We start from the raw sequence: 25855 nt of genomic DNA, 5'->3' as shown, positions 1-25855 counted from the left end.
GCGTCATAGAGTCGTATCGGTCATCGGCGCGGCGCAGGGTACTGGTCGCGTAACGACCGTCGTTTCGTGAGTAAAAAAATGATTCTTCACGGATTACCGGGAAAGACGCTCTTTATCTTCATAAAAAAGGGTTCGCTGTCCCGGTAGCCGTACACCATCCGTTTGATGACCATTATTTATTCCTTTCAATTGACCGGTGTGCATTAACCAACGAACCCGGCTCTTAATGCCTCTAGATAAACCTGTTGTTCCGGCTTCTTCAGGTTTTCTGGATTGCGCGGCGGTAAACAGTGGGTTTGCTTGATAACCTAATACGGCTGGTTTGTTGTGATTCAGTCGATTGGTCTCGTCGACTCGCACCTGATTGATCACTGCTCGGCCATATTTGATGACCACGTAGAAAAGGTAGTAGGCCTACCGTGCTTTCAGGCAATGCTGGCTAATCTCCAGGTCAAAAGCTGTATTCATGTCCACCGCAGCGGCCTCGATTTGAGCACAATCCTCTGGCTCCCTTCTTTGATAAATGATCTGACCGCGGCGCGCGGTTTTAGACAGGTTCGACAAGCAGAAAACGTATGGCATGACGTGTCAAAGTTCTTGTTTCTGTCATTCCCGGGCTTCGTGAAGAACCTCAGTGGCTGCGCGACCACCGGCGGCTACGGCAATGGCAGTCCTTCTAGAGGTGGTGTTCTTCCAGTTCCGCGGCGAGCGAGCACAGCCTTGCCAGGTCGGTTGAGTTGGTTCTTGTGCAATAGCCTCCTGATGGAATAGGCGGCTGGATGGGGGAGGCGGTTTTCAACGCATTGAAGTGGGGCCTGGAAATGGGGGCCGCTTTCGGTAGCGGAGTGCATGGCGGCCTCCAGCCATCCATGGCAGGAGCTTTCATTCGATGGGATTCTTCCTGAAGCGCATGGGTTGAGATTTGGTTCTTCAAACCAAGATGGAGTCTTGATCAAAACCTTGGGACAGGCCGCTCCACGACGCTCCAATATGACGATGTGTCGATAAGGCTCAGGACGCGCCCCTGTTCTTTGTCCAGGCTCAGGGTGCCTCGGATCAAATCACCGGCCAGCCAACTCGGTGTGTTAGCCGCCAGCACTCTACCTTCGGCGTTGAGTAACAACGCCTCGTTACTGACCCGCATAAGGCTGCGCACGAGCAAGGGTTCCAAGGAGTGCAGAGAAATATCGGCAGCGGCCACACCAATAAAGTGATCTTCGAAAAAGATAGGAACCGAGAAGGCAACGATGTACTGCTCCGTGCCGTACAAATCCACAAACGGGCCGTCTATGGAGGGCTGCCGGGTTTGCTGGGGACGGGTGTACCAAGGCATGTGCAGGTAATCGTAAAAACGGTCGCTACGGCTATTAAAATTCAGTGTCAGAGGCTGGATCTCTTCTTTTTGGGTTCGGCACCACCACTCCAGATGCATCTCGCGATCTTCCAGCTCACCAGGAGCGAAGACAACTCCGGCACCATGAAACTTGAGGCTCTCCGAGTTCAGGATTTTCCGGATAATAGGCAGCAATGGCTTGAGGTCGCCTTGGCTGGGGCGCTTCGTTTTGCAACACTGATGTTCCCAAATGCTCAATACTTGGGCGCTCATATCGTTGAGCCCCTTGAATACGTTACTAATGGAAGCGTTGATCAGCGTGGCACATTGGGACAACTCGTTTGCTGACATTTCGTTAGCCATGGCTCTACCTCATGACTCAGAGAAGACAATGCGGTGCCTGCAGTCGACGAGGTATGCGACGCCGAGCTGCATAGCGAGCGAGTAATTCAGCAAGTTTCGTTCCATTCATAAGTCGCCTTCTGCCATTTGTTGTAGTCGTAGGGTGCTTAGGCGGCGAACGCCTCGTGTTACATGTGCTTCTGCCAGTGCGCCCGCCAGATTGGCGTCGTTCGCTACGATGGCTTCCAGGATAGCTCTATGTTCCCGTTCGATGGTCTGTGGATCCGGTTGACCGGCAAACGGCAGCCATAACAGTTCCCCAAGTTCCGCCTGCAAGCGCGCTTCGCTGTGAGTCAAGCGCACAGACTGCGCTGCCACGGCTATTTCGATGTGGAATCTGGCGTCGGCTCGTCGGCGGTCTCGCCGCTCTTGAGCGTTGGCCAGAGCGTCGACAAAGCTGCTCAGTCTTGCATGTTGCTCAGGCCCAGCGCGCTGAGCCGCCAGTCGGGCGGCGGCGCCTGAAATGGCAGCGTGTTCATCGGCGAGGTCGCGCAGTTCAAGCGTGCTTATTTCACGTAGTTGATCGAACAGGGACTGATCTGAGGTTTGCGGCGCGGCGCAGATGAAGCTCCCGCCGCTGCGTCCGCGTCGGGTTTCGATAACCCCGCGCTCTCGCAAGACCGCCAGAGCGTCCCGCAGGGTGACTGTGGCAACGCCGAGTTGGGTGGCCAGGACACTTTCATTGGGGAGCTGTTCGCCTTCTGTGAACAAACCCAGATCGATCATTTCTATCAGGCGACGGGTAACAGACTCCGTTTTACCTTCCTGGTTAAGGCGTATGAGGCTTGAAGTAGGGCTCATGGTTGATTCATTCATGGGCGGCGCCGTTTTACGCCTGTGGCAATAGACCGATGTAGCGTCAAGCGCGTCCGGATGTGTGTTTCTTTTAAAATACTATTTCATATTTAATATTGTTTTTGTGCGTGTTCGTGTGGTGATTCTAGAGTTTTAACGCATAAAAAGTCAAAAAAATCACCTTCAGCCCGCTTTTTTGGGGTTCTCATGGGTTAAAAGATATGGTTCCATATGTTTAAGGCGATTTGAGATCGCATCCATCCGAACCCAGGAGCACTTTTAACCATGAGTCAGTTGACCCGATCAGAGTGGGAAGCCAGAGCCAAGGCGCTGAGCATCGAAGGGCGAGCCTTTATCAATGGCAAATATGTGTCGGCCAGCTCAGGTGCAACCTTCGAGTGCATAAGTCCTATCGACGGGCGTGTGCTTGCCCTGGTCGCGAGTTGCGATGCGGCGGATGCCGATTTGGCGGTAGCCAGCGCCCGGTCGGCGTTCGAGTCCGGCGTCTGGTCACGCCAAGCACCTGTAATGCGCAAGGCAGTGATGGTGCGATTTTCCGAATTGTTGCAGGCTCATGCCGAAGAGCTAGCTCTGCTGGAAACATTGGACATGGGCAAGCCGATTTCCGATTCGCTGTCCGTCGACCTCCCGGGGACCATTGACAGTATTCGCTGGTGCGGTGAAGCAATCGACAAGATCTACGATGAGGTGGCAGCGACCTCGGTCGATCAGCTCGGGCTGGTTACCCGGGAGCCGGTTGGGGTGGTCGCTACTATCGTGCCGTGGAATTTCCCACTGATGATGGCGTCCTGGAAGTTGGGGCCGGCGCTGGCTGCCGGTAACTCGGTGATCCTCAAACCCTCGGAGCGCTCTCCGCTGACCGCTATCCGCATTGCACAGATTGCTCTGGAGGCGGGTCTGCCAGCAGGTGTCCTCAATGTTCTGCCGGGCTATGGCAACACCGTGGGCAAGGCGTTGGCCTTGCACGGTGACGTTGATACCTTGGCGTTTACCGGGTCTACCCAAGTGGCCAAGCAATTACTGGTTTATGCGGGTGAGTCAAACATGAAACGGGTCTGGCTCGAGGCCGGCGGCAAGAGTCCCAACATTGTATTTGCCGATGCCCCTGATCTTCAGGTGGCGGCCGAAGCTGCAGCGGCAGCCATCGCCTTCAACCAGGGCGAGGTTTGCACCGCCGGTTCACGTTTGCTCGTGCAGGCGTCAATCAAGGAGCGTTTTGTGCCAATGGTTGTCGAGGCCATGAAGGGTTGGAAGCCAGGACATCCGCTCGACCCTGATACTAATGTCGGTGCACTGGTGGACGGCCGTCATCTGGAAGGGGTGTTGCAGTACATCCAAGAGGGTCAGGTACAAGGTGCGCGGCTATTGCTGGGGGGGCATGCGGCACTGGCAGAAACCGGCGGCAGTTATGTCGAGCCGACCCTGTTCGACAATGTCAGCAACTCAATGAAAATCGCCCGGGAAGAGATCTTCGGTCCTGTACTGTCAGTGATCGAATTTGACGAAGCCGAGGATGCGATACGCATCGCCAATGACACCCCTTACGGGCTGGCAGCAGCCGTCTGGACGTCTGACCTGTCTCGAGCCCACAACATGGCCCGTGCACTTCGTGCCGGGAGTGTTTGGGTCAACCTCTATGACGGCGGTGACATGATGGCGCCGTTCGGCGGCTTTAAACAGTCCGGTAATGGCCGTGATAAATCCCTGCATGCCTTTGATAAGTACACCGAGATCAAGGCCACCTGGATACAACTCTGAGGCAACGCTCGTTAACTGCGCTACGGGCGGGATTGCGCCGTCCGATCAACGCCTACTAAAACAAATTCCTTTTTGAAGGATGTTGGAATGAACAGCTCAATAAGTCCTAATGTGGCTGTGGACCAGGATGCGGAGCAACTCCGTGCTCTTGGGTACACCTCGAATTTCGAACGTAGTATGAGTCTGTGGCAGAACTTTGCCCTTGGGTTCACCTATCTGTCCCCGGTGGTAGGGGTCTACACCTTGTTCGGCCTGTGCTTGGCCGCCGGCGGGCCACCAATGTTCTGGTCCTACCTGCTGGTGGGGTTCGGCCAGATGCTGGTGTGTCTGATTTTTTGCGAAGTTGTATCTCAATACCCGATTTCCGGTGGCGTCTATCCTTGGGCCCGACGTCTGGTTGGCAAGAAGTGGGCATGGATGGTCGGGTGGATTTATGCCATCTCCCTATGTGTCACCATTGCCGCCGTCGCGCTGGGGGCTGGCCCCTACATCGCAAACCTTCTAGGTTTCGAGTCGTCGCCGGTAACTAACACGTTGGTCGCGCTATTTTTGACGGCGACGGCGACGGTCTTGAATCTCAGTGGTACCAAGCTGTTGGCGCGGGTGGCGATGTTCGGTTTTCTCTGCGAACTAGTCGGGGCTTTGTTGATCGGTGGATACCTGCTGATCTTCGAGCGCCACCAGCCTTTGAGCGTATTGTTCAATACTTTTGATATTTCCATTGATGGGGCCTATTGGCCTGCGTTTCTCACAGCCTCATTGGCGGGGATGTTTCTCTACTACGGCTTTGAAGCTTGTGGCGATGTTGCCGAGGAAACCCCAAATCCTAGCCGCCAAGTTCCAAAGGCGATGCGGATGACTATCTGGATCGGCGGCGCCGCCTCGATCTTTGCGGCCCTGGCGTTGATCCTTGCAGTTCCAGATATGGCTGCGGTCATTTCCGGGCAAGACAAAGACCCGATGTCGACCATATTCGGCAGCGCGTTCGGTCCTGTGGGCTCTCGGGTCGTCATGGCGGTCATTACGGTTTCGTTCGTTTCCTGCGTGCTGAGTTTGCAGGCATCCGCCAGTCGTCTGCTCTATGCCTATGCTCGAGACGAAATGCTCATGGGCAGTAATGTGCTGAAAAAACTCTCGCCTACGACACACGTCCCGACCGCAGCTCTGGTGGTGTGTGGCGTGCTGCCGGCGATCATTGTGTGTGTGGGCTTCTACCTTCAGAACGCTATTGCTCTGGTGGTGAGCTTTGCCGCCATCGGTATCTACCTGGCGTTCCAGATGATTGTTGGCGGTGCGCTGTACGCCCGTATCCGTGGGTGGAAACCCAAGGGCCAGTTCACCATGGGACGTTGGGGTTGGATCGTGAACATTGCTGCCCTCTGCTACGGCATGTTCGCAATCATCAATATGTCCTGGCCGCGTACCCCAGATGCGCCTTGGTATGTGAACTACGGCATCGCACTTGTCGGTGCCATCGTCATCCTTGTCGGTGTCCTATACATGACCCTGTTTCGTCCCTATGAAAAGGGCAAAGCCCCAGCTTCGGATGCCTGGAAAAACCGTTAATTGACATCAATGCCTGCCGCTAAGCGCGGCAGGCAAACCGATCTTCTGACAATAAGGTTGAAGGCTATGACGTCTCGAATCCACTCACTACTGTTCGGGCTGTTTCTGGTTCTGGCCAGTCATGCAAGTTTTGCGGCAGGCCAAAACGATACCCTCGGCGTGACCCATGACTATATGAAGGCTTGGAATGCCCACAATGCGGATGCGGCGGCCGAGTACTTTTCTGATAACGTTGAGTTTCTCGACGCCTCGGTAGGCACCCCTCAAGTTGGCCGCGAAAACGCCAAGTCCCAGGTAATTCAGGTGTTCATGCAGGCGGTGCCGGATCTGCAATGGAAAATGTTCGGCGAGCCGATTGTCAATGGCGAGAACATTGCCTTTGAATGGGAGTTCAATGGCACCAATACCGGCCCCTGGAGTGCGGAGACCCCAGCCACTCAGCGCCCCCTCAGCTTTAAGGGTGTTAGTTTCATACATCTCAAGAACGGCAAAATTCTCACGCAGCATGACTACTACGACGCCCTCGGTTTTAACAAGCAACTGGGCTGGTAACGGGTTATTACAGTTTGCAGTATCAGGGGAGGCCTGCCTACGCAGTGAGGTCACCCTGTGCAGAGTGCTGTCGATAATAGCGATCCATACTTACATTTAGTGGCGCGATTTATACCAGATGTACGATGAGTGGGGGGGTTGACCATGTTCATCTGATGATTCAAAGAGTATCCGGCACGATCTGCTTATTCCTGTTGGCGAAGATGTTCATTTCCACCTGCGCGCGATTGTACGGTTATACCTACATAAGCCTGGATACCACCGTCTATCAGCTGCTGGCCTAGGCGTACACCGTACCCCGTAATTACTTTCGTTTTCTCCAATTGGGCTATTCTTGAGGTCACGGTTGTCCTAGCTATACCAAGCTTTCGAGCGAGTAGGGCAACACTTTCGCGGGCGTTGAAGCACTACGACAGCAGGCCGAGCCTGATTTTGAGCGGGAAGACGAACGTGTGGTCTACCGCGTCGTCAAAGCGCTGTATCAGGATCGTCGTGTGAATGATGCGCTGTACGCGCAAGCCATCGAAACCTTTAACGAGGCAGCGGTCGTCGAGTTGATCGGGGGTGTTGGGTTACTACGCATTGGTGGCAATGACCCTGAACGTGTTTGCGGTGCGCCGCGGCACCGATGTGCCATTGCCGTTCTCGGAGCCTTGATTCACGGCAATCTAGGAGCGCAATCCCCCAGTCCGTTTGTGGCTAAGCTGCGTTCGTCGACTTTGGTGAATACACAGGCGATGGCTACATTTTAAGGGCGGGGTAAGCGCTCGGCGGTGTTCGCGTAGCTGCGTATGTTTAAAGAGATTACATCTGAGGCGCGTTGGGTCTCTGATTTGCGGGCACGTTCAAGGCATCGTATTTCGTCTTTAGTCCATTAGTCGATCCTGATATTTAGCTCGTTCAATGTTCTTGGGTTATAAGTGTCCGGCCAGGCTTAGCCTGGAGGCAATAGCGTCGGCCATGCTGATCTTGCCAGCTTCAATTTGATACATTTGCATTCATGGCCGAGTTTGAATGACGACAGCCCATGATCTGGCGTTGAACAATAAGAACTGCGCCCCGCGCTACCAGCGATCACTTTAATTTGACCGGCTGGAATACGTGTTCAGCTCTGCACTCAGCTGGAATTATCACTAGGGGGCAACTGGATGATATTTATTGCCAAAAATCTATTCGGCCCTGTGCATTGCGGCACACCTTTGCAGTGCCAATTAACAGGAGGTCTAAATGCTTGTACTTACGGACATGCAGCGCGCATACCTCAAAAAAATACGAGCCCTTAGCACGGACCTTCAGGGCAACGAAGTATTTGCTGGCCTAACGTTCGAGGAGTCAATGCGGTTCAATTGCTTGAGTGAGTCGCTTTTGGGGCAGGAGCATCGCACGCAGGAAGATGTGGACGAGTATCTCGCCCTCCACCAAAAGCACGAGCGTGATCGACTATCAAGTGATAGGCGCAGTGATAGAGGCGCAGCAAAACAGATCGTTACTACACAAAAGAACTGAATATCAGCCTTGCCACAGTCAAGCATCACTGAAACAAAGCTTTATCTGACCGGTAATACCCCACTATCCCGCTGTAGGGCGGGCTTTGACGTCCGCACCTGCTCCGCGCAAAATATCGTGCTCACCCAGCAAGCTGGCTACATCACAGGCCTTGTCCCACAAACCTAGCTTTCCAGCTCGCAGCGCGATTGCACCCGCGAAAAGCGCTCGCGCAGGACCCGAGTCAGGGAGGTGTTCAAGTCAGCGTCGAGCAAGCCCGGACACCAGCTCGCCAGCAGGTAGTTGAGTTCGCCGACCACGGATACAGGTGAGATATCTTGCTGATGGGTCCCCATAAAAATTCCTCGAGTCGATACGAGCGTTTCAGAATGATTCCTTGAATGGCCGCAAATCCAGTTCCTGAGTCCACGCGCTGCGCGGTTGTGAATGCAGATACCAATACGCTTCGGCGATATCCTCAAGCTGTAATGCGCCCTCAGCGCCTAACTGCTCAAGGCGCTGCGGAGCATGGCTGCGTACGCGTTCGCCGTTGATGCTGCCATCGATCACCACGTGCGCGACGTGAACATTTTGCGGACCGAACTCACGGGCGAAGGACTGACTCAACGAGCGCAGCCCGGCCTTCGCCGCCGCAAACGCCGCGAACGGTGGCTTGCCCCGCAAAGAGGCCGTAGCCCCAGTGAACAGCAACGTACCGCCACCGCTTTCAAGCATCGCACGGGTCGATTCTCTGGCGAATAAGAACCCGCCCAGGGTCGATGCTCGCCAGGTTTGCTCGAACAGGTCGGCGCTGAGTTCAAGGCTGGGGGATGAGACCGAGTTACCCACATTGAAGATCGCCACCCGCAGTTGACCAAGCTCCCTGACAGCGTTAATCGCAGCCAGGATGTCAGCTTCGCTGCCTGCGTCCACCGGCAACGCCACCGCATCGCCGTCCTGTGCCTGGATGCTCTCGACGACGACCTTGAGCTTGTCGGGGCTGCGACCGCTCACGGCGACCTTATATCCACCTTTGGCGAACCGTCGTGCCAGCGCCGCGCCTAATCCTTCGACAGCACCGACCCCGTTTATCCAGACAACTTCTGCGGTTGATGACATGGCGCGATCCTTAAAGGGCGAGAGGGCACTTACTGTAACTTCCTATTTACATCGCGGATTAGAATTTTGGACGCTAACGATAGATCGGATTAATTATTGTGATGACCGTGTAAGTACCGATTCACATGGGATGGTGCGCTCCATAAGTTCATGGGGGTTATGTTCATGAACAACTCGAAGTTCGCAGATTAGTTTGCGGCCCAGCGATGACAGAAGGGTTCACGAACAACATTCGTGACTGCCCCTCAATACCTATCCAGTCAAAAGCACAGCCTCGCTGCTCGCTTGAGGCGAACCTAAACTAATGCGAAAAAGATATTTATTGCTGGTTTTTAAGATCGTTTAGCTTCAAACAAAGCTTACAGATTCAGTTAAGACACATGGAGTGAAACATGGCGCACACACAGGACATCACGACCTTGCCGACCCTGGACCTGTCACTGCTCGAGGGCACGGCGGCACAGCGTCAGGGGTTTCTTGACGCGTTGCGTCACGCCGCACGGGATGTGGGTTTTTTTTACCTGACCGGCCACGGCATCGACAGCGGTTTATTGAAGCAGGCGCAGGACCACGCCCGCCAATTCTTTGCCTTGCCGGACAGCGAAAAAGCAACCGTCGGCATGATCAACTCGCCGCATTTTCGCGGCTACAACCGTGCCGCTTCGGAGATCACTCGCGGCAAACCTGACCTGCGCGAACAGTTCGATCTGGGGGCCGAGCGGGATGTCTTGCCGCAGGATGAGCACAGCCCGTACTGGGCGCGTCTGCAAGGCCCCAATCAATGGCCGGCCGCGCTGCCGCAGCTCAAGCCTTTGCTGCTGGATTGGCAGCAAGCCATGACCCGTATGTCGCTGCGTCTGCTGCGTGCCTTCGCTCAAGCGCTGTCACTGCCGCAGGAGGCTTTCGATCAGTTGTACGGCGACAAGCCCAATGAGCACATCAAATTGATGCGTTATCCGGGGCAGGCACCCGATACCAGTAATCAAGGCGTCGGTGCACACAAGGATTCGGGGTTCTTGAGCTTCCTGCTGCAAGACCAGCAGGCCGGTTTGCAAGTCGAGATCGAGGAGGGGCGCTGGATCGATGCGCTGCCTCGGGACAACACCCTGGTGGTGAACATCGGCGAATTGCTGGAGCTGGCCACCAACGGTTATCTGCGCGCCACGGTGCATCGAGTGCTGTCGCCGCCCAAGGGCAGCGAACGCCTGTCGATTGCGTTTTTCCTCGGCGCGCAACTGGACGCGGTGGTGCCGCTGTATCCCTTGCCCACGGCGCTGCTGCGGGAAGCGCGGGGCCCGGCCAGTGATCCGGACAATCCGTTGTTTCGTGACGTGGGCTGGAACTACCTCAAAGGTCGCCTGCGTTCCCATCCCGATGTAGCCCAACGTTTTTACGCCGATGCACTGATCCCCAAGGCGCTGAGCGCCTGAACCCATCAAGGACTACGAACATGTTGAAAAAAACAGGATTGACCCTGGCCGTGCTGGGCGCTCTGGTGGCTTCTTTCAATGCACTGGCCCTGGAGCCGTTGCGCGTGGCAGCAGACCCTGTACCCCATGCGCAGATTCTGGCGTACGTGCAGAAGCTCGACCCACATCTGAACCTCAAAGTCATTGAGATCCCCAACGGCGTGAACTCCAATGAGCTGCTGGTACACGGCGATGTCGATGCCAATTACTTCCAGCACTTGCCGTATCTGAAGTCTCAGGAACAAGCCCTCGGAGAAAAACTTGCAGTGGCGGCAACGGTACATATCGAGCCGCTGGGGATCTACTCCCACCGGCACAAGACCTTCGCCCAGGTGCCGCAAAAAGGCACGGTGGCCGTTCCCAACAACGTCACTAACCTGAGTCGCGCCCTGTACCTGTTGCAGGACAACGGCTTGATCAAACTCAAAGCCGGTTTCAACGACCCGGCGACCGATCAGGCAACACCGAAGGACATCGCTGAGAATCCGAAACAGCTGAAGATCCTCGAAATCGAGTCGCCACAGATTCCTCGCTCCCTGGATGACGTGGACCTTGCGGTGATAAATGGCAACTACGCGCTGGAAGCCGGTCTGGTCCCGGCCAAGGATGCGTTGGGCCTGGAGAAGGCCGAGCACAACCCCTACGCGAACATCCTGGTGACCACGCCAAAATTGCAGGACGATCCACGGATCAAGCAACTGGCCAAAGACCTGACGTCACCTGAAGTGGCCAAGTTCATCACCGATAACTTCTCGGGCTCGGTAATCCCGGTGATCCCGGTGACTGCTGCGACCAGCAAGCCATGATCATCGTCGAGCAGTTGAGTAAAACCTACGCCCCAGGGCAGACACCTGCATTGGATCAGGTGTCCCTGAGTATTCCCGATGGCGCGATCTATGGGATTCTGGGGCGCAGCGGTGCGGGTAAATCGACGCTGCTGCGTTGCCTCAATCTGCTCGAGCGCCCCAGCTCGGGGCGCATTCTGCTCGATGGCAAGGACTTCACGGCCTTGTCCGACATCGAGCTGCGCCAGCAACGCCAACGTATCGGCATGATCTTTCAGGGCTTCAACTTACTGCACTCTCGCAACGTCTTCGACAACATCGCCGTGCCGCTGGAGATAGCGCGTGTCACTAAAACGCAACGTCATTCACGGGTACGAGAACTGCTGGATCTGGTAGGCCTGAGCGATAAGGCTCAGGCGTTTCCCTCTCAACTCTCCGGCGGGCAGAAACAACGGGTGGGCATTGCTCGGGCATTGGCGGCGCGACCGGCTTATCTGCTGTCGGACGAAGCCACCAGTGCCCTCGATCCTGAAACCACCCACTCGATTCTTGAACTACTGCGCGACATCAATCGCCAGTTGGGACTGACCATCGTGCTGATCACCCATGAGCTGGACGTGGTCAAGTCCATTTGTGATCACGCCGCGTCACTGGCCCATGGACGCTTGGTCGAGGCGGGGCCGATTGCGCAGTTGTTGGCCAATCCGGATTCGAGCCTTGGCCGTTCGCTGCTACCCGGTTACAGCATGCCTTTGGGCAACGATACCCGGACGTTGGAGCTGAGCTTTTTCGGCAACCTTCTGGCTACTCCGGTGCTCAACGAATTGGTGGTGCAGCAGGGCGTGGAGGTGAACTTGCTGGCCAGTGGGGTCGAGTCCATCGGTGGGCGCCGGGTCGGGCGTTTGCGCGTGGCTTTTCGGCAGTCTGGCGATGAGCAGAAATTGACGCGGGTGGTGGCGTTTCTCTAACAGCGTGGCGTCAGGGTGGAGTGCTCATGAACCGTGTGATCGACTGGAACGAGATCTTTCAACTGGTGCTCAATGCCACCGGTGAAACCCTGTATATGGTTGTGCTGGCGGGGGTCTTTACCCTGCTGATCGGCTTGCCACTGGGTGTGTTGCTGTTCATCAGTCGCAGCGGTGGTTTGTGTCCGATGCCCCGGCTCAACAAAGGCCTGGGTGGGTTGGTCAATCTTGGCCGCTCGCTGCCATTCGTGGTGATGCTGATTGCCCTGATTCCGCTGACCCGGCTGGTGGTCGGCACGACCCTTGGCAGCACCGCCGCCGTGGTGCCTATCACCATCGGTGCCTTTCCGTTCTTTGCCCGAATTGTCGAGAACGCCTTGGACGAAGTCGACAAGGGCCGGATCGAAGCCATTCTCGCTATGGGCGGTGATATCTGGCATGTGATTTTCAAGGTGCTGCTGCCCGAAGCGCTGCCGGCGTTGCTGGCGGGCATCACGTTGACCTTGGTGATGCTGATCGGATTTTCCTCCATGGCTGGCGTCATTGGGGGCGGCGGGCTGGGGGACTTGGCGATTCGCTATGGCTATCAGCGTTTCAACAACCAAGTGATGGTCGCCACGGTGGTGGTGCTGGTGATTCTGGTCCAGAGCGTGCAAAGCCTGGGCGATCGGCTGGTACGTTCCTTGGCCCATCGACGTTGATATGGTTTTTCCTTCGGACTGATCCTCACCCATCGCGCTCAGGCGTAGTTCATAGCGTTCCGATTGGTGCGCCCCGTCGAAGGGGAACTGCGCGCGGGTGATAAACGCACCGTTGGCGCTGACCAGGCTTTTGCTCGGGCTCGCCGACAGCGCGGCCACGCCTTCAAAGGCCCGATATTCGAGAAACGCCGCCACCGATACCTTCGGAAAAGAAGGCCTAAGCTAATTCCAAAAAGATATTTATATCTGTTTTTTAAGATCGATTAGCTTTATGTCTCAAGGAAGTGCTGCGGTCCACGCGCGGCGCTTTTTTTGCTTCAGGCTAACCGTATTCGGGTCATGGCCTGAGGCCCAGCCAATTTTCCTACTCTGGGGCGAGCGCGTTGCCCGCATCCAGGGGTCGTTTGCCCGGAGCTCCTGTGACACTTATTCAAACCTCTTTGCCGACTGCCCGGATCGACTCCTCTCAACGGCTTGCGCAAACCTCCAGCGATCACACAAATGAGAGCGACATTGTGCTTGAGCTGCGTGACGTCACCAAAGCCTATCTGCGCAAAGGTTCGTCGGTGCTGCCGGCCGTCAGCAATGTCAGCTTGAAGGTGCGTCGCGGGGAAGTTCTGTGCCTGATGGGGACATCCGGAAGCGGCAAATCCACGTTGCTGCGGCATATCAATCGCTTGATCGAACCCACGAGTGGCGAGGTCTTGATCGAAGGGCAGGCCATCAGCGGTTTGAGTCACACGGCCTTGCGCGATCTGAGATCGCGACGCATCGGGATGGTGTTCCAACATTTTGGCCTGTTGCCTCATCGCACGGTGCTGGACAACGTCGCGTTGCCCCTCGAGCTGCGTGGCGAATCCGAGTCGATTCGTCATGCGGCGGCAATCCTGCAGTTGCAGGCGGTAGGCCTGGAAGGTTGGGGCGAGCATTATCCCCATGAACTGTCTGGCGGCATGCAGCAACGAGTCGGCCTGGCACGGGCATTGGTGACTGATCCGGACATCCTGCTGATGGACGAGCCGTTCAGTGCGCTGGATCCGACCATCAGGCGCGATCTGCAAAGCCATTTTCTGGCCTTGGTGCGTGAGCGCGGTATCAGCACATTGCTGGTTACACACGACCCGACGGAGGCAATACGTCTTGCTGACCGTATCGCCGTGCTGCGCCGCGGCCGCCTGGTGCAGTTGGGCACACCCAAACAGTTGCTTGAACATCCGGTTGACGCCGAAGTTGCCGACTTTTTCCGGGATTGCACCCCAACCCCAGCACCACTGCGCAGCGTCGACAGCGGTCACTTCCAGGCTCCCGAAACGGCTCCGCGCGAGCAACCCGCCCACCCCGGCTTGCGCGGGTGGCAAGCACTGTTGCTGGGGCCTGCAGCGCTGGCCGCGCGAGGCAAGGGCGGTTTCTTCTGGCTCGGGTTCGCTGCTGAGCTCGCAGCGCTGGCGGCAGTGGGCCAAGGCATTGCCAATTCGTCATGGTTGGCGATTCTGGCGGCTGTGATTGTGTTCGCGGCCAGTCGCTTCACAGTGTTCTCGTTGAGCCGCCAGCCTGTGCGGCGCAACGTATCGGGGTGGGGGCTGCCTTTGGCGGTGCTGTTGGTCAGTCAGGCGTTGGTGATCTGGCGCGTGGTTACGCCTGACACCACTCACGTGCTGCTGCAGTTCCCGGCCAATCGCCAGGCGCTGCTGCTGGCGGCGCAGAGCATTGATGAATTCATCGGCTGGTCGCAGGTCACGTTCGAGAGCGCTTTCGTCGGCGTGATCGTAGCCGTTCGCACTGTCATCGAAGGCATCGAAAACCTGCTGGGCTGGTTGCCATGGCCGGTTTCGGCGTTGGCGCTGGTGTTGCTGGCGTGGCGTTCGGCGGGCCTGACGCTGGCGCTGACCAGTAGCGCAGCCTTGTTGTACATCGGCCTGTTCGGCTTTTGGGAGAGGACTATTGCCACGCTGGCGCTGGTCGGCTCGTCGGTATTGATTGCCCTGGCCATCGGTGTACCTGCCGGCATTCTGTTGGCGAAGCGCCCGCTCGTACGGCGCCTTATCACACCCTTGCTGGATGTCATGCAAACCCTGCCGACGTTCGTGTACCTGATTCCTGCGGTGGCGTTCTTCTCTGTCGGCAAGACTCCCGCGGTGATCGCGACCGTGATCTTCGCCCTGGCGCCGATGATTCGCCTGACGTCGCTGGGTATCCAGGAAGTCCCGAAGGATGCCGTCGAAGCGGCGGTCGCCCACGGGGCCAGCCCTTGGCAAACCCTGATCAAGGTGCAACTGCCCCTGGCTCGCCGCTCGCTGTTGCTGGGAATCAATCAAACCATCGTCATGAGCCTGTCGATGGTCGTCGTGGCCGCCCTGATCGGTGCTGGCGGCCTGGGTTATGACGTCATGACGGCGTTGCGCAACATCAAGGGGGGTGAGGGTGTTCTGGCCGGTGTGACGATCGTCCTGTGTGCGCTCATCCCTGATCGAATCATTCAATCGAGCTTGCGCAAGCAAGATCATCTGCACAACTGAACAGTGAGACTTATTGTGAAGACACACGTATTGCGCACCCTGGGCGCCGCCGCACTGCTGACCTCCCTGATCCTTCCCGCCACTGTCTGGGCCAAGGACAAAATAGTCATTGGCGAGCAGAACTGGACGGGGGCTATCGCCATCCAGCACATCCTCGGCGAAGTGATCAAAAGTCGCCTGGATGGCGATGTGTCGTATCTGGCAGGGGATGTCCCGGTACTGTTCAGTGCCGCGGCGAAAGGCGATGGCTCAGTAGATGTGCTGACCGACATCTGGTTGCCCAATCAATCGGCCGCTTGGGCCAAGTACGTCACTGGCGGCACCCGGTCATTGGTGCCGAACACGCATCCGTATGCGGGCGAACAAGGGTTTTACATCCCCGGCTATTTGCAGGACAAGTACGGGGTCAAATCCATCTATGACCTGAAAAAACCGGAAGTGGCCAAGCTCTTCGAACCTCTGGGCGGCGGCAAGGCTGAGTTGCTGGTGGGACCAGCGGGCTGGGAGTCGACTTACATCGGCCAGATCAAGGCCAAGGATTACGGGTTTGCCGATAAGTTCGAGTCGGTGTCCACGGAAGCCTCGGTGACCTACGCCAAACTGGCCTCGGCTTACAAGGCGCAACGTGGCGTGGTGTTCTATGCCTACACCCCGGACTGGATCTTCTCGGCCTTCGACTTGCGCCGCCTGGAAGAGCCGGCATTCGACGGCTACGCCCAGGACAACAAAAAGGATGACCCGCTGTATAAGGCCGATGGCTGCTGGAAATTCATCAGCCCGACGGTCGACCCGGACTGGCTGAACAAGAGCCAGATTACCTGCGCCTTCCCGGATGCCAAGGTTCATGTCCTGGCCTCCGCTGCCTTGCAGAAACGCGCACCGAAAATTGCCGAGTTCTTGCGCAATGTCGCTATCGATCCGGCGCAACTCAATGAGCTGATCCTGAAGATCGAAAAGGAAAAACAGCCGACGGACGTCGCGGCCAAAGCATGGGTACAGGCGAACAGCGCCACGGTTGATCAATGGCTGACAGCGTCGGCGCCAAAAGTGAGTTCGGCCCAATGAGTCAGGCTTCCTTGCGTTTGCTCGATGGCGGTATGGGGCGCGAGTTGCAGCGTATAGGCGCACCGTTTCGTCAGCCGGAATGGTCAGCGCTTGCGCTGATCGAGGCGCCTGAGTTTGTGCTTCAGGCGCATAAAGCGTTCGTTGCTGCTGGCGCGCGGATCGTCACGACCAACAGCTACGCGGTGGTGCCTTTTCACATTGGTGATGAGCGCTTTGCCAAACTGGGGCGAACGCTGGCCGAGCGCGCTGGGCGGCTCGCGCACCAGGCGGCGTCCGAGAGCACTGAGCCGGTCACGGTGGCGGGTTCTTTGCCTCCGGCTCTGGGGTCATATCGACCGGACCTGTTTGATCATCAACGCTCGGTGGCGATTCATCGGGAACTGATCGCCGGACTGCAGGCCCACGTCGATGTCTGGTTGGCGGAAACCCAGAGTTCCATCGCTGAAGTTCGGGCGGTAGCCGAGGCGCTGGGTGCACAACCCAAGCCGCTTTGGCTGTCGTTTACGCTTCTGGATGAAGTTGGGCAGGCGTCGCGATTGCGTTCATCCGAGCCCGTCGCCGATGCGGTGCGCGTGGCGGCGGAGTTGGGCGCGACAGTGGTGCTCTTCAATTGCAGCCAGCCGGAAGTGATGGCAGCGGCATTGGCCGAGGCCCGGGATGTTATCCAGAGCCTCGGCCAAGCCATTGAACTGGGGGTTTACGCCAACGCCTTCCCGCCCGTCAGCGCACAGGCCGAGGCCAATAGCACGTTGTTGGAGATTCGTCGCGATCTGGGCCCCGAGTCCTACCTTTACTGGTCGAGGTCGTGGGTTGCCGCCGGCGCCAGCATCGTCGGCGGATGTTGTGGCATCGGTCCTGAACATATTGCGCAGTTGCACCTGCATCTGCTGCCCTACAAAGAGGTTGTCAGCGCATGACTGATTTTCAGCGAGAAGCCCAGGTTGAGCAGGCAACGTTTGGCGCCGGCTGTTTTTGGGGCGCAGAAGCGTCATTCAGGGAGTTGCCGGGCGTACTCGACAGTAGGGTCGGTTTTGCACTGTCGGCCAGAGGGGAGGCGACACTGATCGAAGTGGTGCAGGTCGACTTCGATGCGCGGGTGATTACTTATAGCCGCCTGATCGAGCACTTCTGGACGCTGCATGATCCGACGTCCATCGACCGCCAGGGCGCGGATGTCGGGGAGAAATACCGTTCAGCATTGTTTTTCAGCTCCGCTCAACAGGCCCAGTTGGCGCTGGTCGCCAAACAGCGGCTGGACGCTTCCGGTCAGCTGAAAAGACCGGTGGCGACGGTCATTCTTCCCTTGGGTGAATTCCAAAGGGCGGATGAAACTCAGCAGCGATACCTTGAAAAGCACGGTGGCAGTGCCTGCTCTCTTTGAACAGGTAACAGCGTTTTCGGGTTGAACAATACAAGCGCCACTGACTCGATTCTGTGGCGTTTTTTTTCCGTCAGTTTTTTCGAACAAGGGGCTTTGCCCTCAGCGGTGATCCACCCCGTTTAATGACTTTATTTACAGGAACCACGATGTCCGATCCAAAACCTCTTTTGTTTGCCCTCTATGAGCAAGCCAGTGTGGGCTGTGGCGGTGCGCCAAGCCTTTGGACGCACCCGGCTGACGAACGACTGGCCATCAATTCTCTGGGCTATTGGTCAAATCTGGCGCGCATTGCCGACCAGGCTCATCTCGACATGCTTTTTTTTGGTGATGTCCTGGGTTTCTACGACGTATTTGGCGGCAGCGCCGATGCGGCGATGAAATGGGCCGTGGAAGCACCCGCCAATGATCCGCTTATGATCATTCCTGCATTGGCGGCCGTGACGGAAAACCTGGCCTTTGGCGTAACCGTGACCACCAGCTACGAACATCCTTTTACCCATGCCCGACGCTTCAGCACGCTGGATCACCTCACCAATGGCCGGGTGGGCTGGAATATCGTCACCTCATACCTGTCCAGTGCCGCCCGCAACTTCGGCCTGGAACAGATGATCAAGCACGATGATCGCTACGAGCGCGCTGAAGAGTTCCTCGATGTGGTCTACAAACTCTGGGAAGGCAGTTGGGCCGGCGACGCCGTGGTCGCGGACAAGGCTCGCCAGCTCTACGCGAGGGGTGATCGTGTGCGGCCAATCAACCACGTGGGTGAGCATTACCGGGTGGCCGGGCCGCACTTGACCTCACCGTCGCCCCAGCGCACACCTTTACTGATCCAGGCCGGCTGGTCAGGGCGTGGCCGGGAGTTCGCGGCCAAGCACGCTGAACTTATCTTCATCGCCAAATACAACCCACTGGAAATTCGTCAGGGGCTGGAAGAAATCTGGGCCCAGGCTCAGGCTCGTGGCCGTCAGCCCGAGGATGTGAAGTCTTTAACGGTGCTGCGTATCGTCACGGCCAAGACCGAGATCGAAGCTCAGCGCAAATATGATGAGCTGCAAAGCAACTACCACTTGCAGGCGCAATTGGTGAGCTACGCCGGCGACACCGGCATCGATATCAGCCGCTACGCCGACAGCGACGCGCTTTCAACCCACACGGAAGGCATGACTTCCTATGTGATGCGTCCCGATGGCAGTGGCAAACCGTTGACCGCGGGCGACGTCAAACAGCGCTTTGCCAACGTTACCCGAGGGAGCGATCTGATCCTTGTAGGTACACCGCAACAGGTGGCCGAGCGCATCGAAGAGCACGCACGCATTTCAGGCACCAGCGGCTACATGCTCAATCCGTTGATCAGCCCCGGCAGTCTTGAAGACTTCGTCGAGTTGGTCATCCCTGAACTGCAAAAACGTGGCCTATACCGCACCCAACCGCAAAGCGGTACCTTTCGCTCGCGGTTACGGGGTGACGGTTCGAGCCATTTGCCAGCGTCAGCTTATGGCGCGTCGTTCCGTTTCGACAGTGACCTCTAGGGCGGCAGAACTACGGCTTATGGGTCCGATGACCATCCAGTCGGGAAGGCATAATTGATCTCCGTGCACAAACGGTCGTTCTAACGGCCGCTTGTGGATTTGAACACACCGCTGAGGACGAAGGCGTAGCGTTCAGGTCGGATGAAAAACGTCGTGCGGTCACAGCATTGGCCGTCAGCGAAGTACGATGTGCGTTCCATGACCAACAGCGCCGCGCCGCGTTTGATGTGCAAGGCACTGGCCAGGCTTTTGTCCGCTTCTTGCGCGCGGATCGCCAGATCGGCACGGGTGACCGCCATGCCGGTGATCGACTCCAGAATGGAGTAGATCGGTTGGTGCTCGACATCAGTCCACACCACGCTGGCCAACTCCGCCGGCAAATAGCTGCGCCCGAGTGCGATGGGTTCGTCATCGACAAAGTGCAGTCGCTCCAGCAACAGGCAATCGTCCGCTGCTTCAAACAATCCACGCAAGGCTTCCGGGACTGGCTGCAGTGCATGGCTGATGACCCGCATGCTCGGTTTTAGCCCTTGCAGCAACAAGGCTTCGTGAAAGCTGCGCAATGCATCCAGGCCGTGGCGAACCTGCTTGGCCGCCACGAAGGTGCCTTTGCCTTGCTTGCGCTCCACCACGCCGTCATCGCTGAGCTTGCCCACCGCCAGGCGCACCGTGACGCGGCTTACCCCAAAGCGCTCGCCCAGTTCAGCTTCTGACGGCAGTTTGCCGGTGGGTTCAAAGTCGCCGCGCTGAATCTCTTCCAGCAATCGATGGGCAATCTGTTCGTAAAGCGAGGTGCTGCTGTCGCGAAGAATGGACGTGGACACGGTCGGTTTCCATGGTCCTTGGAGTGGGGCGGTGCGCCCTCACTTCTAAGGTTATAAAAATAGGTTATTGGGATAGCCTGTATTAATACGTATTATGTCAGGCATTCCCATTGTAAACGACCTGACGACACTTGCCATGCTCAAAACCACTGCCTACCTGCAGCAGCAAGCCGACGCGCTGACGGTCGATGACATCAGCTTCAGCTACCCCAACGGGCATCGGGTGTTTTCTGCTTTCAGCCTGAACGCCCGGCCTGGCGAATTCGTTGCGATTCTGGGGCCGTCGGGATGCGGGAAAACCACGTTGTTGAACTTGTTATCCGGTTTTCAGCAACCCCAGAGCGGTCAGATCAGCATCAACCAGACAGCGGTGAAGCCGGAGCGTTCTGAGCTGGGTTATGTGTTTCAGGCGCCGCAGTTGTTTCCCTGGTTGAGCGCGCTGGAAAACGTCCGCTTTGGTTTGCGGATGACGGCGCAACTCAGCGAATCGCAGCAGCGTGCCCAAGCGCTGCAGTACCTGCGCCTGGTCGGTCTGGAGGATGCGGCCCATCGATTGCCGCATCAGCTCTCGGGTGGAATGCTGCAACGCATTTCCCTGGCCAGGACTCTGGCCCTTGAGCCCAGCGTGCTGCTGATGGATGAACCCTTCGCCGCGCTGGATGCCATCAGCCGCAACAGCATGAATGAAGAAACCTTGCGTATCTGGGCCGAGCTGGGTCAGACGGTGTTGTTCATTACCCACGACATCGATGAAGCGGTGTTTCTGGCAGATAGGGTGATCGTGCTCAACATCGCTCCGGGCGGTATCCATAGTGAGCTGAAGATCAATCTGCCGCGCCCTCGCTCCAACCTGAACACCCGCCGCTTGCCGGCCTTTCTCGATTACCGCAATCAGCTGATGGAGCGCATTTCCCATGTCATGGAAGTGTCCGCAGCCACTCCCCATACCACCCGACAACCCGAGTTAACCGCATGATCAAACGTTCGCTGCTTGCCCTTTCATTGTCTGTTGCCGCACTGGCAAGCAGCCCGTTGGTCATGGCTATCGAGGAGAAACCCCTGCATGTGGGGTACGTGTTTGCCATGGCCAATGCCCCGGCGTTGATCGCCGACAAACAGGGTTATTACCGTGAGCAAGGCTTGAATGTCGATCTCAAGGCATTGGGCGATGGCCCGGTCATCCAGCAGGCGTTGGCTGCCGGTGAACTGGACGTGGCCTATGTCGGCACGCCGCCGGTGTACCAATGGTTTTCCCGAGGCCTGCAAAGCCGGATTCTGGCCAAGGTCAATTATGGACAAGCCGCGGTGATTGTCGACGCCAAGAGCCCGGTTACCAGCCTGGATCAACTAAAGGGCAAACGGCTGGCCGGGGTCAAGAAAGGCAGCGGCATGGATGTGCTGCTGCGCGGTTATGTGCTCAAAGAAAAGGCCGGGCTCAATCCGGACAAGGACCTGGACATCATCGACATGCCGCCCGGCAACATGAACGCGGCGCTGGAGCGCGGCATGGTCGATGCGGCGTTTTCCTGGGAGCCCTTTGTCAGCCAGTCGTTGCTGCGCGGGTCGAGCCGGATTCTGTTTGACGTCAACCAGGCATTGCCTCAATACCCTTGGTACGTGGTGATCGCGCTGCCCAAAACCTTGCAGGAACGCCCGGACGACGTGGTGAAGTTGCTGCGTGCACACCGAAAGGCCATTGCCTTTCTCAACGAACACCCCGACGAGTCGAATCGCATCATCGCCGAGGCGTTCAAGCTTGAAGCGGTGCAAGGCGCTGACGGCAAGACCATCGCGCCAGAAACCATCGTCGCCCAGGCGCGGACCCGACTGGGTTGGTCGGCGGACTTGCAGGCTACGGACATTCAATTCATCCAACGCTTGATGAATTACTCCCACGACCTCGGCTTTATCGACACCACGCTCAAGACCGAGCAGATCGTGGATACCTCCTACCTGGAAAAAGCCTCGCGCTGAGTCAGTCATGTCCTTGCCAAAACCGAATTGGGGATGGGCTTCGCTGCCATTTCTGTTGTTGATATGGATCGCCCTGGCCAGCCGCTTTCCCACTTACATCCTGCCGCAGCCATGGGATGTGGCGCGCGAAGCGCTGCGCTGGCTGGGCGATAGTTCGCTGTGGCAGCACCTCAGGGCCAGCATTTTTGAGGAGATAGGCGGTTTCTGTTCGGCGGTGATTGTCGCGATTGTGCTGGGCACGGCCGGTGGCCTGTCGTCGCGCTTTCGCGATTTCATCTCGCCGCTCAATAGTCTGTTCATGGCGATCCCGCCGATCGCCTGGGCGCCGCTGATCATGATCATTTTCGGCTTGGGCTACGTCTCGATTGTGCTGGTGATTTTCATCGCGGCGGTGTTCCCCATGACGGTGACGATCCAGGAGGGCGTGCAGAGCATTCGCGGTGGCGAAGTTCGCGCCGCACGAACCTTGGGCACCAATGTCTGGCAATTGCTGGCACATGTCTATTTGCCGGCGTCATTACCTTTCGTGACGGCGGCCTTACGCATCGGTTTCAGCCAGGGCTGGCGGGCATTGGTCGCGGCGGAAATGATCGGTGCGTCCCAAGGCATTGGCTGGATGGTGTCCACGGGCGGACAGATCGGTAACAGCAGTCAGGTGTTGCTCGGCATCGTGCTGATCGGCCTGATTGCGTGGCTGATGGAGAGTTTCGTGTTCCGGCGCATCGAGCGTCACTACCAGAAATGGCGCGTGCAGTAAGCATCGCCATGTGTCTTCAAACCTTCAGTGGACCACTGCACGAGGTGTCATGTGAGTAACGTTTTCGATCCCCGCGAAGCCGGGCATTACATTGCCCCGCAAGGCCTCTACGAACGCAACAAGAAACGACCGTTTCTGGGCAGCATCCACTGTGACCGTGACACGCTGATTGCCGGTCAGTGGGATGAAATCACGTTGGTCTACGAGGTGGGTGGAAGTGGTCTGGCCGACGGCGCCTGGTTGAAACTGGCCTTCAAGTTCTACTCTGACTGGGCCTTGTTCCAGACCTCGAACCCTGCCGGGCCCAACTACGTCAGCGCCGAATATCAGCCCGGCGAGCTGGTTCCCGGTCAGAGCCAGGCCACGGTGCAACACTTGAAAGTGCGCTTCGACCAGAAGGGCCATGAGCGGCCGTTTCAGAAAGCGATCATCATCGACATCGTCGATGGTTACCTGAATCCCGGGGACAAAATCACCATGCGCCTGGGCGATCGTCGTCAGGGCGGCGCGGGGACACGGGTACAGAGTTTCGTTGAGAAGGACTTCCGTTTCCGGATGTTCATCGACCCGTTGGGCAGCTCGAAATTTGCCGAAGTGCCGGGCGATCCCTTGCTGAACATCGTGCCGGGAGCGGCGCAGAGCGTGCAGTTGATTGTTCCTCGACTGGTCAGCGCCGGTGAGGCGTTCGACGTTCTGCTCAGGGTGGATGACGCCTGGGGCAACACCTGCCGCAACTTGCCGCTCAAGGGGGTCCTGACCCTCGTTGATCCTGAAGGGGGCGAGCGGCAACAACCCTTCACTTTGGCAGCTGAAGGTTGGGCCACAGCCCGGCTCGAAGGTTTTGATCTCGGTGCGGTAGGCGAGTGGCGATTGTCGGCGCAAGTGGAGGGGCCTTTCGTCCGTGGCGCCCAGGCTTTCGTCAGCGTCGACCCGACAGGAACGACATTGCGTCCGCTCTACGCGGACCTGCATGTGCACTCGGATGACACCGTGGGCACCAACGACACGTTGTACAACCTCAGCTACGGCCGCGATGTCGCCGGCCTCGATGTCCTCGGTTACACCGCCAATGATTTCAATATCATCGAGCAACGCTGGGATCAGGCGGTCAATCTGATTCACGAACTCAACGAGCCGGGCCGTTTTGTGTGTTATCCCGGCACCGAATGGTGCGGTAACTCCTGTGCCGGTGGCGACCGCAATGTGGTGTTCCTGCACGATCGAAAGCCCGAGTTTCCTTTCGACAATCAAGGGCGGCTGGTGCGCTCTTTTGAGTGGAATGAGTTCACCGCCGGCACCATCAAGCCAGGCGCCTGGCCGGTGGACGAGTTGTATGCCGCGTATGCCAAGGATCCCGAAGGCCACCTGATGATGCCCCATGTCGGTGGGCGCCGTTGCAACCTCGACTGGCATCACCCGGAGCTGGAACGGTTGATCGAAGTCGGCTCGGCCTGGGGGCAATTCCATTGGGTCTACGCCGAGGCGCTTCAGCGCGGTTATCGGGTCGGTGCCGCAGCCAACAGCGATGAGCATCAGGGCCGTTGCGGCGGCGGGGTGCCGGCCACGGCGGTGTTCGGCTCGCGCGGCGGACTGACCGGTGTGGTCGCTGAGGCGTTCGACCGCGCCAGTGTCGGCAAGGCACTTCGCGCCCGTCGCACCTTTGCCACCACCTGTGAACGTTCATTCGCCAGCCTGCGCCAGGGCCAGCACTTTATGGGGGAAGTCTTCAGCGCCGATTCGAATGCCGCGCTGGATTATCGACTGCTGGGGGAGGCGGGCTGGGAGCAGGTTGATCTGTTCGATGGCGACAAGCTGATCTGGTCGCGCAACCTGCACCAGGAATTAGGCTTTTCCGCTCAGCGCATTCGTCTGCGCCTCGGTGGCGCGCGGATCAAGGACCGCTATCGCGGCGCCTACTGGACCGGCGAAATTCGCGTGACCGGGGCGGTGATCAATGGCTTTCGCGCCTTGGGTCTGGATCACCCCGAGCAAACGGTCTGGCGCAAGGATGCAACGGTCCTGGCCTTTCGCACCGACACCAACGGCGACACCGACAGTATCGAAATCGACCTGTCGCAATTGGCCGGCGCGACATTGCAGATCCAAAGCCGTATCGACAATTACATCAAGGTTGGCGACCCGTCTGAACCGCAACCCTACGTACACGCGCCGACTGTGCTGATGGAGCTGTCTGGTGAAGAACTGCTGGCGCAATCCCAAGTGATCGAAGAGTTGCCGGGCGCTGAGCTGAAAGTCTCCCTGGAAAGGATCACCGCCGCACCGCTGCCTCGCGAGCTGCAAGGGAAGATCGAACTGGCGCAACTCAATCTGCAACCGGGTCGGGAGCATCCGTTGTTCATCTGTGCGCGCCAGCGGGATCAGTCACGTGTCTGGACGTCGGCGTTGTTCCTGACGCTTGCCTAAGCTCGTAGTCGAGGAAAATACCGTCGTTGGATGCTGCGGTGGCCGATATTCGTCGGTTGTGAGTTGACTGGTGAGTGGGGAGGTTGGGACGTTGGGACGTCTTTTCGCTGGGGACTCATCTTCTGTTGAGCCTGCGCAATTGCCACCGCCAGCTTGCTGATTGTTAGTTCGATTGGCTACGGGTAGAACCGGGTCGGACGCCAGATGCGATTTTCGTTTCCCGCTCCAAATATTGCTCTTATGGAGTTTGACTGAATTCCAGGAGGAACGAAAAAAAACCCGGGATGTTTTCGTCTACGCGGTGCCCCACTGTGTTCCAGTCGTATCATTGGAAGCCCAATGAGGGTACACATAGAGGTAGAGAAATTTTCGAACTTAAAAATTTCCTTTATTTTCAGCGACAAAGAGAATGGTTCGATTCCGGCTTCGGCACC

Annotated in this window: 24 protein-coding genes and 2 pseudogenes; 18 read left to right on the top strand and 8 right to left on the bottom strand. The window is 57.6% G+C overall.

All coding sequences use genetic code 11. The features are described from left to right. Positions 1-93: 93 nt before the first annotated feature. The 3 genes from ACM6IR_RS06945 to ACM6IR_RS06935 all read right to left on the bottom strand — a co-directional run bounded on the left by ACM6IR_RS06945 (position 94) and on the right by ACM6IR_RS06935 (position 2536). Entirely contained in the window at positions 94-372 is a 279-nt protein-coding gene (locus ACM6IR_RS06945) for a hypothetical protein (protein ID WP_414907009.1), read from the bottom strand. 580 nt (positions 373-952) lie between these two features. Then, positions 953-1696: a histidine kinase gene (locus ACM6IR_RS06940; protein WP_414907008.1), complete on the bottom strand. Its 744-nt coding sequence runs from the start codon at positions 1694-1696 to the stop codon at positions 953-955. Between the two features lie 105 nt (positions 1697-1801). Further along, positions 1802-2536, bottom strand: a complete 735-nt coding sequence (locus ACM6IR_RS06935) for a FadR/GntR family transcriptional regulator (RefSeq protein ID WP_222590372.1) — start codon at positions 2534-2536, stop codon at positions 1802-1804. Between the two features lie 279 nt (positions 2537-2815). Here ACM6IR_RS06935 and ACM6IR_RS06930 point away from each other — a divergent pair, with 279 nt between their 5' ends. The 3 genes from ACM6IR_RS06930 (at position 2816) to ACM6IR_RS06920 (ending at position 6427) form a co-directional block, all read left to right on the top strand. Beyond that, a complete protein-coding gene (locus ACM6IR_RS06930) occupies positions 2816-4309 on the top strand; it encodes an aldehyde dehydrogenase (protein ID WP_414907007.1) in 1494 nt (497 codons plus the stop codon). Positions 4310-4396: 87 nt separating this feature from the next. Beyond that, positions 4397-5875 (top strand): APC family permease, encoded by a 1479-nt coding sequence (locus ACM6IR_RS06925; RefSeq protein ID WP_414907006.1) that lies wholly within the window; start codon positions 4397-4399, stop codon positions 5873-5875. 66 nt (positions 5876-5941) lie between these two features. Next, a complete protein-coding gene (locus ACM6IR_RS06920) occupies positions 5942-6427 on the top strand; it encodes an ester cyclase (protein WP_414907005.1) in 486 nt (161 codons plus the stop codon). A gap of 215 nt (positions 6428-6642) precedes the next feature. Here the strand turns inward: ACM6IR_RS06920 and ACM6IR_RS06915 are convergent. Beyond that, positions 6643-6828: pseudogene (locus tag ACM6IR_RS06915) on the bottom strand (Lrp/AsnC family transcriptional regulator); the annotation flags it as partial. A 51-nt stretch (positions 6829-6879) separates the two neighbouring features. On the opposite strand from ACM6IR_RS06915, the gene ACM6IR_RS06910 reads away from it, so the two are divergent. Both ACM6IR_RS06910 and ACM6IR_RS06905 read left to right on the top strand, forming a co-directional pair. Continuing rightward, positions 6880-7179 (top strand): hypothetical protein, encoded by a 300-nt coding sequence (locus ACM6IR_RS06910; RefSeq protein WP_414907004.1) that lies wholly within the window; start codon positions 6880-6882, stop codon positions 7177-7179. Between the two features lie 475 nt (positions 7180-7654). Continuing rightward, positions 7655-7933: a hypothetical protein gene (locus tag ACM6IR_RS06905; RefSeq protein WP_223531551.1), complete on the top strand. Its 279-nt coding sequence runs from the start codon at positions 7655-7657 to the stop codon at positions 7931-7933. Between the two features lie 164 nt (positions 7934-8097). Here the strand turns inward: ACM6IR_RS06905 and ACM6IR_RS06900 are convergent, their stop codons facing one another. Together ACM6IR_RS06900 and ACM6IR_RS06895 are read right to left on the bottom strand one after the other, a co-directional pair. Then, a complete protein-coding gene (locus tag ACM6IR_RS06900; RefSeq protein ID WP_414907003.1) occupies positions 8098-8268 on the bottom strand; it encodes a hypothetical protein in 171 nt (56 codons plus the stop codon). A 28-nt stretch (positions 8269-8296) separates the two neighbouring features. Further along, complete coding sequence (locus ACM6IR_RS06895; protein ID WP_414907002.1) at positions 8297-9031, bottom strand: SDR family NAD(P)-dependent oxidoreductase; 735 nt, start codon at positions 9029-9031, stop codon at positions 8297-8299. 392 nt (positions 9032-9423) lie between these two features. Here ACM6IR_RS06895 and ACM6IR_RS06890 point away from each other — a divergent pair, with 392 nt between their 5' ends. The 4 genes from ACM6IR_RS06890 to ACM6IR_RS06875 are packed head-to-tail and all read left to right on the top strand — an operon-like array spanning position 9424 to position 12951. Then, entirely contained in the window at positions 9424-10461 is a 1038-nt protein-coding gene (locus ACM6IR_RS06890) for an isopenicillin N synthase family dioxygenase (RefSeq protein ID WP_414907001.1), read from the top strand. 20 nt (positions 10462-10481) lie between these two features. Further along, positions 10482-11306 (top strand): MetQ/NlpA family ABC transporter substrate-binding protein, encoded by an 825-nt coding sequence (locus tag ACM6IR_RS06885; protein ID WP_414907000.1) that lies wholly within the window; start codon positions 10482-10484, stop codon positions 11304-11306. Further along, positions 11303-12253, top strand: a complete 951-nt coding sequence (locus ACM6IR_RS06880) for a methionine ABC transporter ATP-binding protein (protein ID WP_414906999.1) — start codon at positions 11303-11305, stop codon at positions 12251-12253. The genes ACM6IR_RS06885 and ACM6IR_RS06880 overlap by 4 nt, the downstream gene beginning before the upstream one ends. 26 nt (positions 12254-12279) lie before the next feature. After that, positions 12280-12951: a methionine ABC transporter permease gene (locus ACM6IR_RS06875; protein ID WP_414906998.1), complete on the top strand. Its 672-nt coding sequence runs from the start codon at positions 12280-12282 to the stop codon at positions 12949-12951. A 9-nt stretch (positions 12952-12960) separates the two neighbouring features. Here the strand turns inward: ACM6IR_RS06875 and ACM6IR_RS06870 are convergent. Then, a pseudogene (locus tag ACM6IR_RS06870) lies at positions 12961-13155 on the bottom strand (XRE family transcriptional regulator); the annotation flags it as partial. Between the two features lie 251 nt (positions 13156-13406). Between ACM6IR_RS06870 and ACM6IR_RS06865 the strand changes: the two are divergent. The 5 genes from ACM6IR_RS06865 to ACM6IR_RS06845 all read left to right on the top strand — a co-directional run bounded on the left by ACM6IR_RS06865 (position 13407) and on the right by ACM6IR_RS06845 (position 19442). Further along, the gene (locus ACM6IR_RS06865) at positions 13407-15467 is read left to right on the top strand and encodes an ATP-binding cassette domain-containing protein (RefSeq protein ID WP_414907298.1); all 2061 of its coding nucleotides are present in this window, start codon (positions 13407-13409) and stop codon (positions 15465-15467) included. Positions 15468-15482: 15 nt separating this feature from the next. Next, the gene (locus tag ACM6IR_RS06860; RefSeq protein WP_414906997.1) at positions 15483-16532 is read left to right on the top strand and encodes a glycine betaine ABC transporter substrate-binding protein; all 1050 of its coding nucleotides are present in this window, start codon (positions 15483-15485) and stop codon (positions 16530-16532) included. Beyond that, positions 16529-17449, top strand: coding sequence for a homocysteine S-methyltransferase family protein (locus tag ACM6IR_RS06855; protein WP_414906996.1), 921 nt, complete (start codon positions 16529-16531; stop codon positions 17447-17449). The genes ACM6IR_RS06860 and ACM6IR_RS06855 overlap by 4 nt, the downstream gene beginning before the upstream one ends. Next, a complete protein-coding gene (gene msrA / locus ACM6IR_RS06850; RefSeq protein WP_414906995.1) occupies positions 17446-17913 on the top strand; it encodes a peptide-methionine (S)-S-oxide reductase MsrA in 468 nt (155 codons plus the stop codon). The genes ACM6IR_RS06855 and msrA overlap by 4 nt, the downstream gene beginning before the upstream one ends. 146 nt (positions 17914-18059) lie before the next feature. Then, positions 18060-19442 (top strand): LLM class flavin-dependent oxidoreductase, encoded by a 1383-nt coding sequence (locus tag ACM6IR_RS06845; RefSeq protein ID WP_414906994.1) that lies wholly within the window; start codon positions 18060-18062, stop codon positions 19440-19442. Positions 19443-19522: 80 nt separating this feature from the next. On the opposite strand, the gene ACM6IR_RS06840 is transcribed toward ACM6IR_RS06845, so the two are convergent. Next, positions 19523-20266, bottom strand: coding sequence for a GntR family transcriptional regulator (locus ACM6IR_RS06840; protein WP_414906993.1), 744 nt, complete (start codon positions 20264-20266; stop codon positions 19523-19525). 136 nt (positions 20267-20402) lie between these two features. On the opposite strand from ACM6IR_RS06840, the gene ACM6IR_RS06835 reads away from it, so the two are divergent. From ACM6IR_RS06835 to ACM6IR_RS06820, 4 genes are read left to right on the top strand one after another with little or no spacing between them, the layout of a single operon-like run. Next, complete coding sequence (locus ACM6IR_RS06835) at positions 20403-21242, top strand: ABC transporter ATP-binding protein (protein WP_414906992.1); 840 nt, start codon at positions 20403-20405, stop codon at positions 21240-21242. Then, positions 21239-22240 carry an ABC transporter substrate-binding protein gene (locus ACM6IR_RS06830; protein ID WP_414906991.1) on the top strand — a complete coding sequence of 334 codons (1002 nt, stop codon included), beginning with the start codon at positions 21239-21241 and terminating at the stop codon, positions 22238-22240. The genes ACM6IR_RS06835 and ACM6IR_RS06830 overlap by 4 nt, the downstream gene beginning before the upstream one ends. A gap of 7 nt (positions 22241-22247) precedes the next feature. After that, positions 22248-22997, top strand: coding sequence for an ABC transporter permease (locus tag ACM6IR_RS06825; RefSeq protein WP_414906990.1), 750 nt, complete (start codon positions 22248-22250; stop codon positions 22995-22997). Between the two features lie 51 nt (positions 22998-23048). Next, positions 23049-25421 (top strand): hypothetical protein, encoded by a 2373-nt coding sequence (locus ACM6IR_RS06820; protein WP_414906989.1) that lies wholly within the window; start codon positions 23049-23051, stop codon positions 25419-25421. Positions 25422-25855 lie beyond the last annotated feature (434 nt).

This window comes from Pseudomonas sp. IT-P253 (genome assembly GCF_949768125.1).
GTDB lineage: Bacteria > Pseudomonadota > Gammaproteobacteria > Pseudomonadales > Pseudomonadaceae > Aquipseudomonas.
Note: the sequence above shows the minus strand (reverse complement) of the source record. Positions and strands in the feature narration are given on the sequence as shown.

Excerpts from the sequence above, each read along its gene's own strand:
- ACM6IR_RS06855 (WP_414906996.1), top strand. The coding sequence starts at position 16,529 with ATGAGTCAGGCTTCCTTGCGTTTGCTCGATGGCGGTATGGGGCGCGAG.
- ACM6IR_RS06895 (WP_414907002.1), bottom strand. The coding sequence starts at position 9,031 with ATGTCATCAACCGCAGAAGTTGTCTGGATAAACGGGGTCGGTGCTGTC.
- ACM6IR_RS06935 (WP_222590372.1), bottom strand. The coding sequence starts at position 2,536 with ATGAGCCCTACTTCAAGCCTCATACGCCTTAACCAGGAAGGTAAAACG.
- ACM6IR_RS06885 (WP_414907000.1), top strand. The coding sequence starts at position 10,482 with ATGTTGAAAAAAACAGGATTGACCCTGGCCGTGCTGGGCGCTCTGGTG.
- ACM6IR_RS06940 (WP_414907008.1), bottom strand. The coding sequence starts at position 1,696 with ATGGCTAACGAAATGTCAGCAAACGAGTTGTCCCAATGTGCCACGCTG.
- ACM6IR_RS06900 (WP_414907003.1), bottom strand. The coding sequence starts at position 8,268 with ATGGGGACCCATCAGCAAGATATCTCACCTGTATCCGTGGTCGGCGAA.
- ACM6IR_RS06925 (WP_414907006.1), top strand. The coding sequence starts at position 4,397 with ATGAACAGCTCAATAAGTCCTAATGTGGCTGTGGACCAGGATGCGGAG.
- ACM6IR_RS06835 (WP_414906992.1), top strand. The coding sequence starts at position 20,403 with ATGCTCAAAACCACTGCCTACCTGCAGCAGCAAGCCGACGCGCTGACG.
- ACM6IR_RS06905 (WP_223531551.1), top strand. The coding sequence starts at position 7,655 with ATGCTTGTACTTACGGACATGCAGCGCGCATACCTCAAAAAAATACGA.
- ACM6IR_RS06880 (WP_414906999.1), top strand. The coding sequence starts at position 11,303 with ATGATCATCGTCGAGCAGTTGAGTAAAACCTACGCCCCAGGGCAGACA.
- ACM6IR_RS06845 (WP_414906994.1), top strand. The coding sequence starts at position 18,060 with ATGTCCGATCCAAAACCTCTTTTGTTTGCCCTCTATGAGCAAGCCAGT.
- msrA (WP_414906995.1), top strand. The coding sequence starts at position 17,446 with ATGACTGATTTTCAGCGAGAAGCCCAGGTTGAGCAGGCAACGTTTGGC.
- ACM6IR_RS06930 (WP_414907007.1), top strand. The coding sequence starts at position 2,816 with ATGAGTCAGTTGACCCGATCAGAGTGGGAAGCCAGAGCCAAGGCGCTG.
- ACM6IR_RS06875 (WP_414906998.1), top strand. The coding sequence starts at position 12,280 with ATGAACCGTGTGATCGACTGGAACGAGATCTTTCAACTGGTGCTCAAT.
- ACM6IR_RS06890 (WP_414907001.1), top strand. The coding sequence starts at position 9,424 with ATGGCGCACACACAGGACATCACGACCTTGCCGACCCTGGACCTGTCA.
- ACM6IR_RS06920 (WP_414907005.1), top strand. The coding sequence starts at position 5,942 with ATGACGTCTCGAATCCACTCACTACTGTTCGGGCTGTTTCTGGTTCTG.
- ACM6IR_RS06830 (WP_414906991.1), top strand. The coding sequence starts at position 21,239 with ATGATCAAACGTTCGCTGCTTGCCCTTTCATTGTCTGTTGCCGCACTG.
- ACM6IR_RS06825 (WP_414906990.1), top strand. The coding sequence starts at position 22,248 with ATGTCCTTGCCAAAACCGAATTGGGGATGGGCTTCGCTGCCATTTCTG.